The sequence below is a fragment of the Corynebacterium sp. AOP36-E1-14 genome (genome assembly GCF_052377495.1).
In the GTDB taxonomy this organism is placed as follows: domain Bacteria; phylum Actinomycetota; class Actinomycetes; order Mycobacteriales; family Mycobacteriaceae; genus Corynebacterium.
This window is the reverse complement of the sequence record NZ_JBQSWV010000019.1, coordinates 1-14,786: the sequence shown is the minus strand read 5'-3', so window position 1 is coordinate 14,786 and position 14,786 is coordinate 1. Positions and strand designations below refer to the sequence as shown.

The following is a 14,786-nucleotide window of genomic DNA, read 5'->3' as shown; positions in this document are numbered from 1 at the left end:
GGCGCTAAGCCGCCCTACCCCAGCGAGTGGAAGGTGGCGCGCATCCGGTCGGCGTCGGCGGCCAGCCCGGTGAAGTGCTCGAAGGCGTCGACCGCCTGGTAGACGGCCATGTGCGTGCCGTCGAGGGTGCGGCAGCCCGCGGCCGCCGCCTCCTGCAGCAGCTGGGTGGACACCGGCATGTACACCACGTCGCTGACCCAGTGCCCCGGGGTCAGGCAGGACGTGTCGAAGGACGTCCCGGGGTGGCTGAGCATCCCCAACGGCGTGGCGTTGACCACCCCGTCCGCCGCGGCGACGGCGTCCTCCACGCCGTCGGGGCCACCGCCGGTGGCCACGGACGTCCCGGTGGCGGTGTTGAGCTTGTCGGCGAGCTCGGCGGCACGTTCGGCGTCGACGTCGCGGATCTGCAGCTCCTGCACCCCGGCCTCGGCCAGGGCGAAGGCGATGGCGTTGCCCACTCCCCCTGCGCCGACCTGCACCACGGCACGCTTGGCCACGTCCGGCAGCTGTTCGGACAGGCCCCGGGCGTAGCCGGTGACGTCGGTGTTGTGCCCGGTGGTGCGCCCGTCGCGGATGGCGACGGTGTTCACCGAACCCAGGCGGGCGGCGACCGGGTCGACGTCGTCGAGGAGGTCCAGGGCCTCACGCTTGAACGGGTGGGTGATGTTCAGGCCGTCGAAGCCCATGTCGATCGCGCTGGACAGCAGCTGCTCCAGCGGACGCGACTCCAGGCGGTCGGTGAGCACGTCGAGGCGGCGGTACACCGTGGGGTGGCCCTGGGCCAGGCCCTCGGCCTCGTGCAGCGGCGGGGTGCGCGACAGCGACAGGTCCGAGCCGATCAGGCCGAACAGGAAACTACGGGCGGGGGTGGTGCTCATGGTGGATATCCTTCTCTCGGTGGGTGTTCTGGGTGGGTGTTGGTCTCAGCTGGGGATGCCGCGGGCTGCGTCGCGCAGCACCCGGTACTGCGCGGCCAGACGCACCGGGGTGTTGTCCACCCCGTGGCCGGCGTAGTCGCCGCGGCGTTCGACGAGCTCGAAGAACATCGTGCCCAGGGTGCCGGTGTAGAACCGCAGGTACTCGCCGTGGTCGTCGCGGTCGTAGAGCACGTTGCACTCGCGCAGCTCGGCCACGGTGTCCTCGTCCAGGTTGAACCGGGCGACGAGGTCGTCGTAGTAGTTGTCCGGCACCGGCAGCATCTCCAGGCCGCGCCGGCGCGCCCGGCGCGCCAGCCCGATGATCCCGTCCACCTCCAGGGTGACGTGCTCCGGGTAGGACGCCGCGAGGAAGTCGCCCTGCTCACTGCCCTCGGGTGCGACGTTGAGGGTCAGCGAGAAGTCGCCGTGCGGCGCGGACATCACACGGGAGTGCACGTAGCCCGCCGGGCTGGGCACCGCGTCCGGGGTGTGGGCCTGCAGCCCCAGCACCGAGGTGAAGTACAGCGCCGCCTCGTCGTGCCGGTGCCAGCGTTGCGCCAGGCCGACGTGGTCGACACCGGTGACCCGCGGGCGGGCGTCGGTGACCGCGGCGATGCCGGCCACGTCCTCGCCGATCAGGCCGAACTCCTCGGCCCACACCGGCATGGCGTCGGCGGCCTGGGCAGGGGTCTCGCAGAAGAAGATGCCGGTGCCGTCGGGGGTGTACACCCCGTGGATGTCCGCCTCGTCCTCGCGGCGTTGCCGCACGATCGGCTGCGCCGACAGCGCCACGGCGCGCGCCGCGGAGCGTCCTGCGCCGACGACGTCCACCCCGAAGCTGTCGATCACCGTGTCGCTGCCGGTGGGCCCCAGGTCGCGCACCACGATGCGTGCCTCGCCCTGGACCCACACCTGGAACTCCTCCTTGCTGCGGTGGTAGCCGCCGAGCACGAAACCCAGCTGGTGCAGCAGCTTGGTGATCTCGCCCAGACGACCGGTGTGCAGCTCCACGAAGCTGTAGGCGTCCGGGACCGTGGCCTCCGGCAACGGGGTCAGGCCGACCGGGTAGCTCGCGTCGAGTTCGCGGTGCACCTGGTCCTCCAGCCAGCGCAGCGAACGCAGCCCGTCCACGGCGGTGCGTGCCACGTCGGCCTGGCGGAAGGAGTCGTTGAAGATCTCCAGCGACACCGGACCGTCGTAACCGGCGACGGTGAGCAGCCGCAGGAACTCCACCAGGTCGAAGTCGCCCTCCCCGGGGAACACGCGGTGGTGACGCGACCAGGACAGCAGGTCCATGTCGCGTGCCGGGGCGTCCGCCAACTGCACGAAGAAGATCTTGCCGTCGGTGATGTCCGGGATGCCGGACGGGTCGTCGCCGCGCGAGAGGATGTGGAAACTGTCCAGGCAGGTGCCCACGTTGGGGTGGTCGGCCAGGTCCACGATGCGCTGGGCGTGCCGGTAGGTGTTGACGTACTTCCCCCAGGCCAGGGCCTCGTAGGCCAGGCGGATGCCGTAGCCGGCGGCGAGCTCGCCGGCGCGGCGCAGCTGCCCGGCGCAGACCTCGTCGTCGTCGACGGTGGCCGAGCCGACGTTCGAGCAGATCAGGATCATCTCGATGCCCAGGCGCCGCATGATGGCGAACTTCGCTTCCAGGCGCCGCAGGTTGTCGACGAACTGCTCCTCCCCGACCCCGTCAAGGTCACGGAAGGGCTGGTAGAGGTCGAAGCTTAAGCCGAGTTCCTCGCCGCGGGCCCGGATCTGCTCCGGGGAGTGCGGGGAGACGACCAGGTCCTGCTCGAAGATCTCCACGCCGTCGTAGCCGGCGTCGGCGGCGGCGCGCAGCTTCTCGGCGAGGGTGCCCGACAGGCACACGGTGGCGATGGACGTTCTCATCGGTTCTCCTTCTCTTCCTGCACGGTTGTCTTGTCGTCGTCGATCTCGCTGAGGCTCATGAACGCCGTCTCCCGGGTGGTCGCGATCGCACACGACACCAGCACCGCCACCACCGTGGAGAACACCGCGACCCCGAGGTAGTTGTCACCCTGGCTGCCGGCGACCAGGGACGCCAGCACCGGGGCGAAACCACCGGAGAGCGCGAACCCGATCTGCGTGCCCAGGGCCACGCCGGTGACACGCACCGAGGTCGGGAACATCTCGGCGTACAACGCCGGCCAGGTGGCGTTCGCCATGGAGTAGAACAGGCCGAACATCACCGCGCCGAGCACGAAGATCAGCGGCCAGTTCCCGGCGTTGACGGCCATCAGGTAGGGGTACATCACCACCGCGGCGCCCAGGGCACCGGTGATGAAGACCTTCTTTCGTCCGAAACGGTCGGCGGCCGAACCCGCCAGCGGGATGGACACCAGCGCGCACAGGTTGCCGGTCACGGTGACCCACAGCATCGTGGAGCGGTCCAGCCCCACGATCGAGGTGGCGAAGGACAACGACCACACGGTGAACACGATGTTGATCGTGTTGATCATCGAGGCGACCGCCACCCGCACCACCGCGGCACGGTGGTGCGCGAGCACCAGACGCAGCGGGTTGTGGCGGGTGGACTCGTCCTCCTGCCCGGTCTCCTTCCCGTCCTCGGCGGCCTTCTCCTGGAACGCCGGCGGCTCCTCGAGTCGGCGACGGATCACCCAGGCGATCAGCACCACGAACGCCGAGAGCCAGAACGGCACGCGCCAACCCCAGCTCATCAGGGCGTCCTCGGACAGGAAGACGGTGAAGGGGATGAACACTGCGGTGGCCAGCAACGTACCGAACTGGGTGCCGTGCAACGTCCAGGCGGTCGTCCAGGAGCGGTGCCGTTCCTCGGCGTGCTCCAGCGACACCGCGATGGCACTGCCCTGCTCGCCGGCGGCGGAGATGCCCTGCACGATGCGGCACAGCGCCAGCAGCAGCGGGGCCAGCAGCCCGACCTGCCCGTAGGTCGGCAGACAGCCGACGACGAACGTGGACGCACCGATCATGAACAGCGACAGCATCAGCACGAACTTGCGTCCGAAGCGGTCGGCCAGCGGCCCCATGACCAGCGCGCCCAGCGGGCGGACCACGTAGGCGATGCCGACGGTCGCCATCGCGGCGAGCACGGCGACTCCCGGCGAGGTGCCCTGCGGGAAGAAGAGGACGTTGATGACCAGCGCGGCGGCGGTGCCGTACACGGCGAAGTCGTAGTACTCCAGTGCGGAGCCGATCCAGCTGGACAGCGCCGCGCGCTTCGGGGTCTTCCCGGTCGGGTGTCCGCCCGTCTCGTCGGCGGTTGCCGGCGCGACGACGGCGGGTGTGGTGGATGATGAGGGTTTCACCGGATCCTCCTTATGGAGAGTGGACGGTCGGAGAGGTCAGGAGTGCACGGTGTCGGCGGCGTCCTTCTCCACCGCGGCAAGGGTGGACGGGCGCAGCGTACGGGAGAACGAGAAGATCGCGAAGCCGAGCAGGCCGACCAGCGCGAAGGCGAAGAAGCCCCACGGGTAGGCGATGCCGGCGGTGACCATCACGCCGCCGAGCAGCGGCCCGGAGATCGCGCCGAGGCGTCCGATGCCCGCGGAGAAGCCCATGGCCGTCGCGCGCACCGAGGACGGGTGGTTCTCGCCGACGAAGGCGTAGATCAGCACCTGGGAGCTGAACACGAACACACCGGTGAGGAACACGATCACGTACAGCCCCACCAACGGCAGGCGGATGGCCAGCAGTGCCAGGAACACCGCCGAGAGCAGGAACCACAGCAGTGCGGTGCGCCGCGGCGACTGCACGTCCGCCACGCGTCCGGCGATGAACAGGCCCACGACCGCGCCGACGTTGAGCACCATGAGGAAGGCGAGGGAGTTGCCCAGGTCGTAGTCGGCCGCGCGCATGATCTGCGGCAGCCAGGTGTTCAGCCCGTAGACCAGCAGCAGGCCCATGAACGAGGTGCCCCAGATCGCGATGGTGTTGAGCCGGAAGGTCGGCTGCAGCAGGGCACGGATACCACCGGAGTTGTCGCCCTCCTCCTGCGCCTGCAGGGTGTCCATCTCGGTGTCGACCTGCAGCCCGTAGGACGCCTCGATCGCCTCGGCCTGCTCCACCCGGCCGGTGATGCGCAGGTACGCCGGCGACTCCGGCAGCAGCAGGAACAGTGCAGGGGCCAGGATCAGGCCCGGGACGGCCCCGGCGATGAACATCGCGTGCCAGCCGGCGGCGTCGATGAGGAACATGCCCAGCAGGGCGGTCAGCACCGCGCCCACGTGGTAGCCGGTCATCAGGGTGGTGGACGCCGAACCGGCCTTGCGTCCGGAACGGAACTCGGTGACCAGGGAGATCGCCGTCGGCAGCGCGCCGCCGAGGCCCGCCCCGGCGAGGAAGCGCCACAGCGAGAACCAGGCGACGTTGGTGGTGAAGGCCAGGAACAGGGTGAACACCGAGAAGAGGAACACCGCGGTGATCAGCACGCGGCGGCGTCCCAGCTTGTCGGTGAGGAACCCGATGACCAGCGCGCCGATGGTCATTCCGACCAGGCCGATGGTGCTGATCTGGGTGGCCTGGGCGCCGGTGAGGTCCCAGCCGGGGTCGTCGAGCATCGACGGCAGGGTGGTGCCCAGGACCACCAGGTCGAAACCGTCGAGCAGGACGGCGATCCAGCACAGCACGGTCACGGTGGCGGTGGAGCGTGGTGTCGTGGTGTTCACGGTGGTGTTCACGTCTCAGACCTCGAATTCGGGAAGATCGCGGCCGACGTACTGTTCGGCCAGGTAACGGCGTCCCGCCTCGGAGGACAGGACGCAGGACAGTTCGGACAGGCGCCGACGCGACTCGAAGGTCGTGGCGTCCGGCGTCTGGTGCAGCATCGACGACATCCACCAGGAGAAGTGCTGGGCCCGCCACACGCGCGGCAGGACGATGTCGGAGTAGTCGGCGAGCAGGCCCGGGTCGCCGCGCAGCACGCGCACGAGTGCGGGGGCGAGCACGGCGACGTCGGCGATGGCGAGGTTCATGCCCTTGGCCCCGGTGGGCGGGACGGTGTGGGCGGCGTCGCCGGCGAGCAGCAGGCGGCCGCGTTGCATGGGTTCGCTCACCGCCGAGCGGAAGCGCAGCACCGCCTTGTCGAAGATCTCCCCCTCGCTGACCTGCAGGTCCGGGGAGTCCGCACGGGTGTGCAGCGCCTCCCAGATCCGGGCGTCCGACCAGTCGGCCACCGTGTCGGACGGGTCGCACTGCAGGTAGTAGCGCTGCACGGTCTCCGAGCGGGTGGAGATCAGCGCGAAGCCCTCCGGGTGGGTGGCGTAGATGAGCTCCTTCTGCGTCTTCGGCGCGTTGACCAGCACACCGAACCACGCGTAGGGGTACTCGTGACGGTGCCGGCCTGAGCCGGCTGTGCCGGACGTGCCGGACGCCGTGACGCTCGCGCGGTGCGGCGAGCCGGACCCGTCGGCGGCGACCACGTAGTCCGCGCGCAGTTGGCCGTGGCGTCCTGCGCCGTCGGTGTAGTCGACGACCACGGGCCCCTCGGCGGAGGCAGCGGACTCGGTCCCCTCGACGGCGTCCACGGTGGTGTCGAAGAGCACCGCGCCACCGTCGGCGAGACGCCGGGCGACGAGGTCGGTGAGGTACTCGTGCTGCGGGTACACCGCCACGGTGTGCCCGGTCAGCTCGGTCAACGCGATGCGGGTGCGTTCACCCTGCACGGAGATCTCGATGCCCTCGTCGATGTCGGCCTCGCGCTCCATGCGCTCGGCCACGCCGGTGCGGCGCATCAGCTCCAGGGTGCCCTGCTCCAGGATCCCGGCACGCACCGTGGTCTCCACCTCCGAGCGCGAACGCGACTCCAGCACCACCGACTCCACACCGTGGAGGTGCAGCAGGTGCGACAGGGTCAGCCCCGCCGGACCCGCGCCGATGATGGCGACCTGCGTCCTCACGCGAGGTCCTTCACTGCGGCGTCGAGCAGGGAGAAGCCATGGTTGGAGTTCGGCACGCCGGCGTAGACGGCGGTGTGCAGCAGCACCTCGCCGATGGTGTCGGCGTCCACCCCGGCGCGCAGGGCGGCGCGGATGTGCATGTCGAGTTCCCCGTCGTTGCCCACGCCGGTGAGTACGGCGATGGTCAGCAGGCGGCGCTGGGTGTGGTCCAGGCCGGGGCGTTCCCACACGTCCCCCCAGGCGGTGCGGGTGATGAAGTCCTGGAACTTCTCGGTGACCGGGGTCTTCTTCTCGATGGAGCGGTCCACGTGCTCGTCGCCGAGGACGGCGCGGCGGTTGGCCATGCCCCTCGCGTGCGCGGCGTCGCGGCCTGCCTGGTAGTCGTCAGCCATGGTGGGTGCTGCCTTTCCTGTCGTTGAACACGGCGTCGACGATGTCGCCGGCGTGCCCGGTGTGGTCCCCCGGGTCGGTGCTGAAACCGTGCTCCGCCCGGGCCTTGTCCATCAGTTCGCGCAGTGTGCCGCCGGCGACGGCGGCGTCGACCTCGGCGCGCGGGACGTATCGTCCCAATGCTTCGGCGAGCACCGCCCCGCCGGTGAGCTCGAGGTTGCGGCGCATCGCCGCGGTGTCCACGGTGATGCCGTCGATGCTGGCGCGGGTGCGGGTGACGGCCCCGGCGGTGGCGGCGACGAGGTCGCGCAGTGTCTGCCACTCGGCGTGCCAGGCGCCGGTGGCGCGCTGCATGCGCTGGTCCATGGCGTCGAGCATGGTGGCCGCCAGCGCCGGGGTGCGCCGGGCGTACCCGTCGGCGGCGACGGCGGCGGCCGGGTTGGCCTTGTGCGGCATCGCCGAGGAACCCCCGGGCGAGGCCTCGCGCAACTCCCCGACCTCGGTGGCGGAGAACACGATCACGTCGCCGGCGATCTTGCGCACCGAGCCGGCCAGCGCCGCCAGCGCGGTAGCGACCTGCACCAACGGCAGGCGGTCGGTGTGCCACACCAGCGGGGAGGACGCCAGGTCCAGTCGCGTGGCCAGCGCATCGTGCACGCTCAAACCATTCGGCGCGGTGGAGGCCAGGTTGCCGGCGGCCCCGCCGTACTGCACGGGCAGGACGCCCAGGGCATCGCGCAACGCCGACGCCGCGGCGTCGGTCTGGCGCAACCAGCCGGCGGCGATGACGCCGAAGGTCGTCGGCACCGCCTGCTGACCGAGCGTCCTGCCGATCACCGGGGTGTCACGGTGGGTGCCCGCCAGCTCGGCGAGGTCGTCGGTGAGTTCGGCGGCGGTGGCCAGGATCGCCGCGCCGGCGTCGCGCACGCACAGCACCAGGGCGGAGTCGATGATGTCCTGGCTCGTCGCCCCACGGTGCACCGCCGCGGTCTCGAGCCCGGCGTCCGTGGCCGCGGCCTTCAGCCGCTTCACCAGCGGGATCGCCGGGTTGCCGCCGGCGATGGACGCCTCGGCCAGCGCGGTCAGGTCCTCACCGTCAAAGGTGGTGGACGCGATGAGGTCGGCAGTGGCCTCGGCGGTGGCCGGATCGACGAGGCCGGCGTCGCCCACCGCATGCGCGAGCGCGGCCTCGACGTCGACCATGCGCGCGACGAACGCGGCGTCCGACACCGCGTCGGCGGCAGTGGTGTCGCCGGAGGCGACGTCGCTGTAGAGGGTGCGGGTGCTCGCCATGTCAGACCCGGAAGAAGGGGGTCTCGGCGGTGGCGTCCTCGTGCTGCAGGACGATGTCCATGCGGTAGGAGTCCTCCCCCACCTGCTCCATCACCAGGCGGGAACGACGGTCCTCCGGCACCACGGCGAGCACCGGGTCGGTGGCGAGATCGGAGTCACCTTCCGCTGGGAAGTAGGCGCGCGTGTAGAGACGCTCCAGGATGCCGCGGGCGAAGACGCTCACCTTCAGGTGCGGGGCCTCGGTGGCTGCTTCTCCGGCTTCCGCCGGCGTCGCGCCGGGACGGCGGGTGCGGAAGGTGACCTCCCCGTCCTCGTCGGCCATGCCCCGGCCCACACCCGCGCCGAGCAACGGGTTCCAGCCCTTGAGCGAACCCTCGTCGGAGCGTTCGTCCAACGGCGAGGGGTAGATGCCGTGGACGTCGGCCTGCCACAGCTCGATCATGGCGTCCTTCACGCGGTGCCCGGCACCGTCGGTGACCGAGAAGGTCACCTCCACGATCTCGCCGGCGGCGAAGGACATCGCGTCCTCGTCGACCATGTTCTCCGCGCCGGGTGTCGTGAGCCCGATGTGCACGTACGGGCCCACCGTCTGCGAGGGCATGATGCCGAACGGGGCGTCGTCCTGGTCGCGGACGGCGGGGGCGGGATAGCGGAACGGACCCGTCGGGTCACTGTCGATCATCGGTCTTCTCCTTCTTCTCGAACTGCTCGAACTACTCGAAGTGGGTGGCGTCGCGCCCGCGCAGCACGATGTCGAACTTGAAGCCCAGGGCGAAGTTCTCGCGGGTCTCGTCGTAGTCGAACGCGGCGATCATGCGCTCGCGGGAACCCTCCGGCACGGAGTTGTAGATCGGGTCCTGGAAGAACATCGGGTCCCCTGGGAAGTACATCTGGGTGACCAGACGCTCGGCGAACTGGCGGCCGAACAGGGAGAAGTGGATGTGCGCCGGACGCCAGGCGTTGCTGTGGTTGCCCCACGGGTAGGCGCCGGGCTGCACGGTGTAGAAGCTGTAGACGCCGTTCTTGTCGGTCATCGTGCGCGCCACACCGTTGAAGTGCGGGTCCAGCGGGGCGGGCCAGGAGTCGTTCTTGTGGCGGTAGCGTCCGGCGGAGTTGGCCTGCCACGCCTCGATGAGGGTGTCCGGCACCGGCTTGCCGTCCGAGCCGAGCACCCGGCCGTGCACGAAGATGCGCTGACCGATGGCCTCTCCCCCGTTGGCCTTGGTCATGTCGTTGTCCTCGGCACCGAGGGCGCCGTCGCCGAAGACGGGACCGGTGGTCTCGCCGAGACGCTCGGGGACCATCAGCAGGTCGTTGTTCGGGTTGCGGAGCACCGTGGTGCGGTACTCCGGGAAGTGCAGCGGTGCGAAGCTGCCGTCGACGGAGACGTTACTGATCGGAACCATGGACGTGACCCCTTCTGCGGGATTGCGGTGAACGTGATGTGCGTCTCACGGTATCCGCCCGTGCGCTGGCCGCAAAGCCGTTCGCAGGGTGAACTAGTTTTACCGACTGACAGGTCCGTGTGCTGGGGTTTCTTTCACGTCCTCGTGATATCGGGGGTCACCCAGGGGGGGGTTCAGGGTTCCCAAAGCACGTGTCGGCAGCACTATCGGCGTTGCCGTGCATGCCCCACGCGCACGAAAAACCGCGGGGACGCGCCCCGCCGGATCCGTGATCCGGCGCGGCGCGTCCCCGCGGCGTCCTGCGGCTTCGCCGCAGCGTCCTACCCGTTCTTACTGGGTGGAGAGCTTGCGGTACTCGAAGACCTGGTCGATGATGCCGTACTCCTTGGCACCCTCGGCGGTGAGGAACTTGTCGCGGTCGGTGTCCTTACGGACCTGTTCCTCGGACTGGCCGGTGTGGCGGGCCAGCGTGGACTCCATCAGACGACGCATACGCTCGATCTCGTCCGCCTGGATCTGCAGGTCGGAGACCTGACCCTGGGTGCCCTGGGTGGCCGGCTGGTGGATCAGCACACGCGAGTTCGGCAGCGCCGCACGCTTACCCTTCGTACCCGCGGCCAGCAGGACCGCCGCAGCGGAGGCGGCCTGGCCGAGGCAGACGGTCACGATGTCCGGGCGCACGTACTGCATCGTGTCGTAGATGGCCATCAGCGCGGTGAAGGAACCACCGGGCGAGTTGATGTACATCGTGATGTCCCGGTCGGGGTCGAGCCCCTCCAGGACGAGCAGCTGCGCCATGATGTCGTTCGCGGAGGCGTCGTCGACCTGGGTGCCCAGGAAGATGATGCGCTCCTCGAAGAGCTTGTTGTAGGGGTTGGACTCCTTGGCGCCGAAGGAGGAGTGCTCGACGAAGGACGGCAGGATGTAACGCGAGGTGGGCATCTGCCCGCCCGAGACCTGGCCGGTGAGTTCGCTGGCGTGGGTGTAACCGTTCATGTTGTTGCTTTCCATCTCTGCTTACTGCTCCTTCGCCGAGCTGATCACGCGGTCCACGAACCCGTACTCCAGTGCCTGCTGGGCGGTGAACCAGCGGTCACGGTCCGAGTCCTTCTGGATCTGCTCCAGCGGCTGGCCGGTGTGCTCGGCGATCAACTCGGCCATCTCGCGCTTGGTCTGGGCGAACTGCTCGGCCTGGATGGCGATGTCCGCGGCCGTACCGCCGACGCCGGCGGACGGCTGGTGCATCATGATCCGGGCGTGGGGCAGCGCGTACCGCTTGCCCTTCGTGCCGGCGGACAGCAGGAACTGCCCCATCGACGCCGCCAGGCCCATTCCGTAGGTGGCCACGTCGCACGGTGCGAACTGCATCGTGTCGAAGATGGCCATGCCGGCGGTGACCGAGCCACCGGGCGAGTTGATGTACAGCGAGATGTCCCGCTCGGGATCCTCCGCGCTGAGCAGCAGGATCTGCGCGCAGAGCTTGTTGGCGATCTCGTCGTCGACCTGGGTGCCCAGGAAGATGATCCGCTCGCGCAACAGACGCTCGAACACCGAGTCGTTGAGGTTCATCCCCGCGGTAGAGGCCATCTGCGCCTGGCGCAGCGCCTGACCGGCAGACATGTCGTTAGTGTTCACTTATGCTCCTCGCTCAAGTTCACGTGTTGGACTGTGCACCAGACTAGTCAACAGCATGGCGCCACGCCCCTCTCCGGGGCCCTGTTCGCTGACAGCGCACGGTCGGGTTGCCGCGGCGGCGTCCGGGCAGCGCGCCGGCGCGGTCCGGGTACGGAAAACCGCCGCCCCGTCGACCCGGAGGTCAGCGGTGCGGCGGTTCATTGCCCGAGGTGGACCCGACTCAGTTGTCGGACTTCTCCTCGGCGTCGGCGTCAGCCTCGACGACCTCGGCCTCGGCGTCGGCCGACTCGTTGAGGTCGGCCTCCTCACCGAAGTAGTCCTTCGGGTCAATGGAGTTGCCCTTGTCGTCGGCGACGGTCACCTTGCAGATGTTGATGGCCAGGGCCTTGCCGCGGCGCACGTCGGCGAACAGGTTCGCGATCTGGCCGGACTGCTGCAGCTGCATCACGAACTGGTTCGGGTCCATGCCGTAGCGCTGGGCCGTGAACAGGATGTGGTCGGTGAGCTCCTGCTGGGAGACCTCCGGCTTCTCGATGTCGGCCAGGGCGTCCAGGAACAGCTGGGTACGCACGGAGTCCTCGGCACCCTCGCGGGCGTCCTCCTCGAACTTCTCGCGGGTGATGTCCTGGGCGGCGAGCATCTGCTCGAAGACAGCCTCGTCGCCACCGAACTGGCTCACCAGCTGCTGGATCTGGCCGTCGACCTGCTCCTTGACGACGGACTCCGGAAGGGCGACCTCGGTCTTCTCGAGGGCGGCCTCCAGGACCTTGTCGCGGATGGCTGCGGCCTGCTGGCCCTTGAGCTGCTCCTCGACCTGGGACTTCAGGGAGTCCTTCAGCTCGTCGAGGGTGTCGAACTCGGAGGCCAGCTGGGCGAAGTCGTCGTCCAGCTCGGGGAGCTCGCGCTCCTTGACCGACTTGACGGTCACGGTGGCCTGCGCCTCGCTGTCGGCGTGCTCGCCGGCGACCAGCGTGGTGGTGAACTCCTTGGACTCGCCCTCGGAGAGGCCGGTCAGGGCGGCGTCCAGCCCCTCGACGAGGGAGGCGGTGCCGACCTCGTAGGACAGGCCCTCGGAGGACGCCTCGTCGACGGTCTCGCCGTCGACGCTGGCGTCGAGGTCGATGGAGACGAAGTCGCCGTCCTGCACGGCGCGCTCGACGGCCTTGAGGGTGCCGAAGCGGGCGCGCAGGTTGGTCAGCTCGGACTCGACGGACTCCTCGTCGGCCTCGAGCGCGTCGACCTCGACGGAGAGGTCGGCGAAGTCCGGCACCTCGATCTCGGGACGGACGTCGACCTCGGCGGTGAAGGTGACGTGGTCGTTGTCCTCGAGCTCGGCGATGTCGATCTCGGGCTGGCCGAGGGCCTTGACGTCGTTCTCCTCGACGGCCTGGCTGTAGCGGCTCGGCAGCATCTCGTTGAGAACCTCATTGAGGATCGACCCGCGGCCCAGACGGGCCTCGAGGATCTTCGCCGGCACCTTGCCCTTACGGAAACCGGGCAGGCTGACCTGCTGGGCGAGGGACTTGTAGGCGCTGTCGAACTCAGGCTTCAGTTCCTCGAAGGGAACCTCGACGGTGAGCTTGGCGCGGGTGGCACTCAGCTGTTCAACGGAGCTCTTCACGGATGCACACTCCTGTGTGTTCTTGGTCTGTGTACTTGCGGCCGGTGGGCCACGGGATCGTTCCGTCCGCGTCACCTCCGGGTCCAACCACCCCACCTGTACCCGGCCCGCCTGACGACGGACCACAGGGAGGGCGGGGACGGCCGGAGGCTGCCACCGGTAATGGTCGTTGAAGATTTTATCGTGTTGCCGACGGCGGTTGTCAGCGGGGTCTCACCTAACCGACTTCCGATCCGTTCCCGTCGGGATAGCGGGATTTGAACCCACGACCCCTCGCTCCCAAAGCGAGTGCGCTACCAAACTGCGCCATATCCCGTCCGCGCGCCCGCCTCGACCGCAGGGCAGTCACCGGGGAGGCGCGCTTGCGCCGATGTTACGGGGTCCTGCAGGACGCGGCCAACAGTGGGGCGTGCTTACCGGACCTCCCCTGCCGGGCCTGCCGGTTTTCCTGCGTCGCCAGGGTGGTGTATCGTCGTCAGCGCAACAGCGGGAATGTCGTATAGTGGCTAATACCTCAGCCTTCCAAGCTGAAGACGCGGGTTCGATTCCCGTCATTCCCTCCATACTTGACCTGCATGATCGTCCGCATTCTGTCTCTGCGGCGCCCTGTAGGTCAGGACAATGGTCCGCACAGCCCAGAGTAGCGACCATGCGAGCGCTCCAGCGCTCCGAAACCGGCGCTACCCCCGTCGGACCGACCGAAGCCCCAGCCATTCCGGCTGGGGCTTCGGTGCTGCGCGGGGTCATGCGCCGGCGTAGGCGGGGATCTGCATCACGGAGTGCACGCGCCCCTCGCCTCCCTTCGGGTTACACAGGGCGATGGTCCAGCGGAGCGACGGATCCACAGGGGCGCTGTTGCCGTAGGCAGCCCAGTCAGACCGGGCCCGGTCGACCTCTGCGGGACTCAGGTGGCCTCCCGCGATCACTAGTGACCGGCTGGGGATGACCAGCAGGTCAAAGCTCGTTCGATTGCGCGTTCTATCGTCCGCCGTCCTCTTTGTCATCATCTGGCACCTTCCGTAGTTCCCTGACGAGGTCATCGATCACTCTAACCTGCAGGTCGGACAAGCCTGTGACGTCGACGCGAACAACACCAGCATTAGTCGAACTACTATTCGATAAGCCGCCCCATTCGACCTTCGGAACGCCCGCCGCACACAGAACATCCACCGGATCGAGCCCCACAACGCCAGCCAACTTCTTGTACTCGTAAGGCGGCAGCACGGTCGGCCCCTTACCGCGGAACCGCTCCCCGGTCTCCACCTCGCGCATCCACGCCCGGTACGAAGTCCCCTTGCCGAGCGCCTCCAGCACCGCAGCCTGGGTCACGCCCGCACCCTTGCGCGCCGATTCGATCATGCGCCCCACTCGACGGGACCGGAACAGTTCATCGTCCGTTGCCATTTTGACGATGCCACCACTTGCTAACACTAAAAAGCACACCCAAAAACCGGCCCCCACCTGCATAAACCATCAATGCAGGCAAACTGGCTCTTCGCGATACGTAGTGCATAGCTGACGGTGGAGCCGATGCGGTGTCGCACAACATATAGAGGCCCTGGCCGGTACAAGATGAGAGTTGCGAAGCAATCATCTGAACCGAACCAGGACCCTAGAAGTGCAC

Annotated in this window: 13 protein-coding genes and 2 tRNA genes; 1 reads left to right on the top strand and 14 read right to left on the bottom strand. The window is 68.7% G+C overall.

Annotated elements, in window-relative coordinates; translation table 11 throughout:
• Positions 1-14 precede the first annotated feature (14 nt).
• From ACT3TD_RS09840 to ACT3TD_RS09780, 13 genes are all read right to left on the bottom strand, one after another.
• Positions 15-878, bottom strand: a complete 864-nt coding sequence (locus ACT3TD_RS09840) for a shikimate dehydrogenase (RefSeq protein WP_301442113.1) — start codon at positions 876-878, stop codon at positions 15-17.
• 45 nt (positions 879-923) lie between these two features.
• Positions 924-2,810: a sugar phosphate isomerase/epimerase and 4-hydroxyphenylpyruvate domain-containing protein gene (locus tag ACT3TD_RS09835; RefSeq protein WP_301442112.1), complete on the bottom strand. Its 1,887-nt coding sequence runs from the start codon at positions 2,808-2,810 to the stop codon at positions 924-926.
• Entirely contained in the window at positions 2,807-4,129 is a 1,323-nt protein-coding gene (locus ACT3TD_RS09830) for an MFS transporter (RefSeq protein ID WP_441578884.1), read from the bottom strand. The genes ACT3TD_RS09835 and ACT3TD_RS09830 overlap by 4 nt, the downstream gene beginning before the upstream one ends.
• Positions 4,130-4,264: 135 nt before the next feature.
• Complete coding sequence (locus ACT3TD_RS09825) at positions 4,265-5,599, bottom strand: MFS transporter (protein ID WP_301442109.1); 1,335 nt, start codon at positions 5,597-5,599, stop codon at positions 4,265-4,267.
• Positions 5,600-5,602: 3 nt separating this feature from the next.
• Positions 5,603-6,817, bottom strand: a complete 1,215-nt coding sequence (locus tag ACT3TD_RS09820) for a 4-hydroxybenzoate 3-monooxygenase (protein ID WP_441578870.1) — start codon at positions 6,815-6,817, stop codon at positions 5,603-5,605.
• Positions 6,814-7,209, bottom strand: a complete 396-nt coding sequence (pcaC, locus tag ACT3TD_RS09815; RefSeq protein ID WP_301442107.1) for a 4-carboxymuconolactone decarboxylase — start codon at positions 7,207-7,209, stop codon at positions 6,814-6,816. The genes ACT3TD_RS09820 and pcaC overlap by 4 nt, the downstream gene beginning before the upstream one ends.
• Positions 7,202-8,500: a 3-carboxy-cis,cis-muconate cycloisomerase gene (pcaB, locus tag ACT3TD_RS09810; protein ID WP_301442106.1), complete on the bottom strand. Its 1,299-nt coding sequence runs from the start codon at positions 8,498-8,500 to the stop codon at positions 7,202-7,204. The genes pcaC and pcaB overlap by 8 nt, the downstream gene beginning before the upstream one ends.
• A gap of 1 nt (position 8,501) precedes the next feature.
• Positions 8,502-9,182: a protocatechuate 3,4-dioxygenase subunit alpha gene (gene pcaG, locus ACT3TD_RS09805; RefSeq protein ID WP_301442105.1), complete on the bottom strand. Its 681-nt coding sequence runs from the start codon at positions 9,180-9,182 to the stop codon at positions 8,502-8,504.
• A gap of 31 nt (positions 9,183-9,213) precedes the next feature.
• A complete protein-coding gene (pcaH, locus tag ACT3TD_RS09800) occupies positions 9,214-9,906 on the bottom strand; it encodes a protocatechuate 3,4-dioxygenase subunit beta (RefSeq protein WP_301442104.1) in 693 nt (230 codons plus the stop codon).
• Between the two features lie 330 nt (positions 9,907-10,236).
• Positions 10,237-10,902, bottom strand: a complete 666-nt coding sequence (locus tag ACT3TD_RS09795) for an ATP-dependent Clp protease proteolytic subunit (RefSeq protein ID WP_441582103.1) — start codon at positions 10,900-10,902, stop codon at positions 10,237-10,239.
• A 21-nt stretch (positions 10,903-10,923) separates the two neighbouring features.
• Positions 10,924-11,526: an ATP-dependent Clp protease proteolytic subunit gene (locus tag ACT3TD_RS09790; protein WP_301442121.1), complete on the bottom strand. Its 603-nt coding sequence runs from the start codon at positions 11,524-11,526 to the stop codon at positions 10,924-10,926.
• A gap of 235 nt (positions 11,527-11,761) precedes the next feature.
• Positions 11,762-13,162: a trigger factor gene (gene tig / locus ACT3TD_RS09785; protein WP_441588188.1), complete on the bottom strand. Its 1,401-nt coding sequence runs from the start codon at positions 13,160-13,162 to the stop codon at positions 11,762-11,764.
• Between the two features lie 242 nt (positions 13,163-13,404).
• A tRNA-Pro gene (locus ACT3TD_RS09780) sits at positions 13,405-13,478 on the bottom strand.
• 172 nt (positions 13,479-13,650) lie between these two features.
• Here ACT3TD_RS09780 and ACT3TD_RS09775 point away from each other — a divergent pair.
• Positions 13,651-13,725, top strand: a tRNA-Gly gene (locus ACT3TD_RS09775).
• Between the two features lie 415 nt (positions 13,726-14,140).
• On the opposite strand, the gene ACT3TD_RS09770 is transcribed toward ACT3TD_RS09775, so the two are convergent.
• Positions 14,141-14,566, bottom strand: coding sequence for a hypothetical protein (locus ACT3TD_RS09770; protein WP_441588187.1), 426 nt, complete (start codon positions 14,564-14,566; stop codon positions 14,141-14,143).
• Positions 14,567-14,786: the final 220 nt, after the last annotated feature.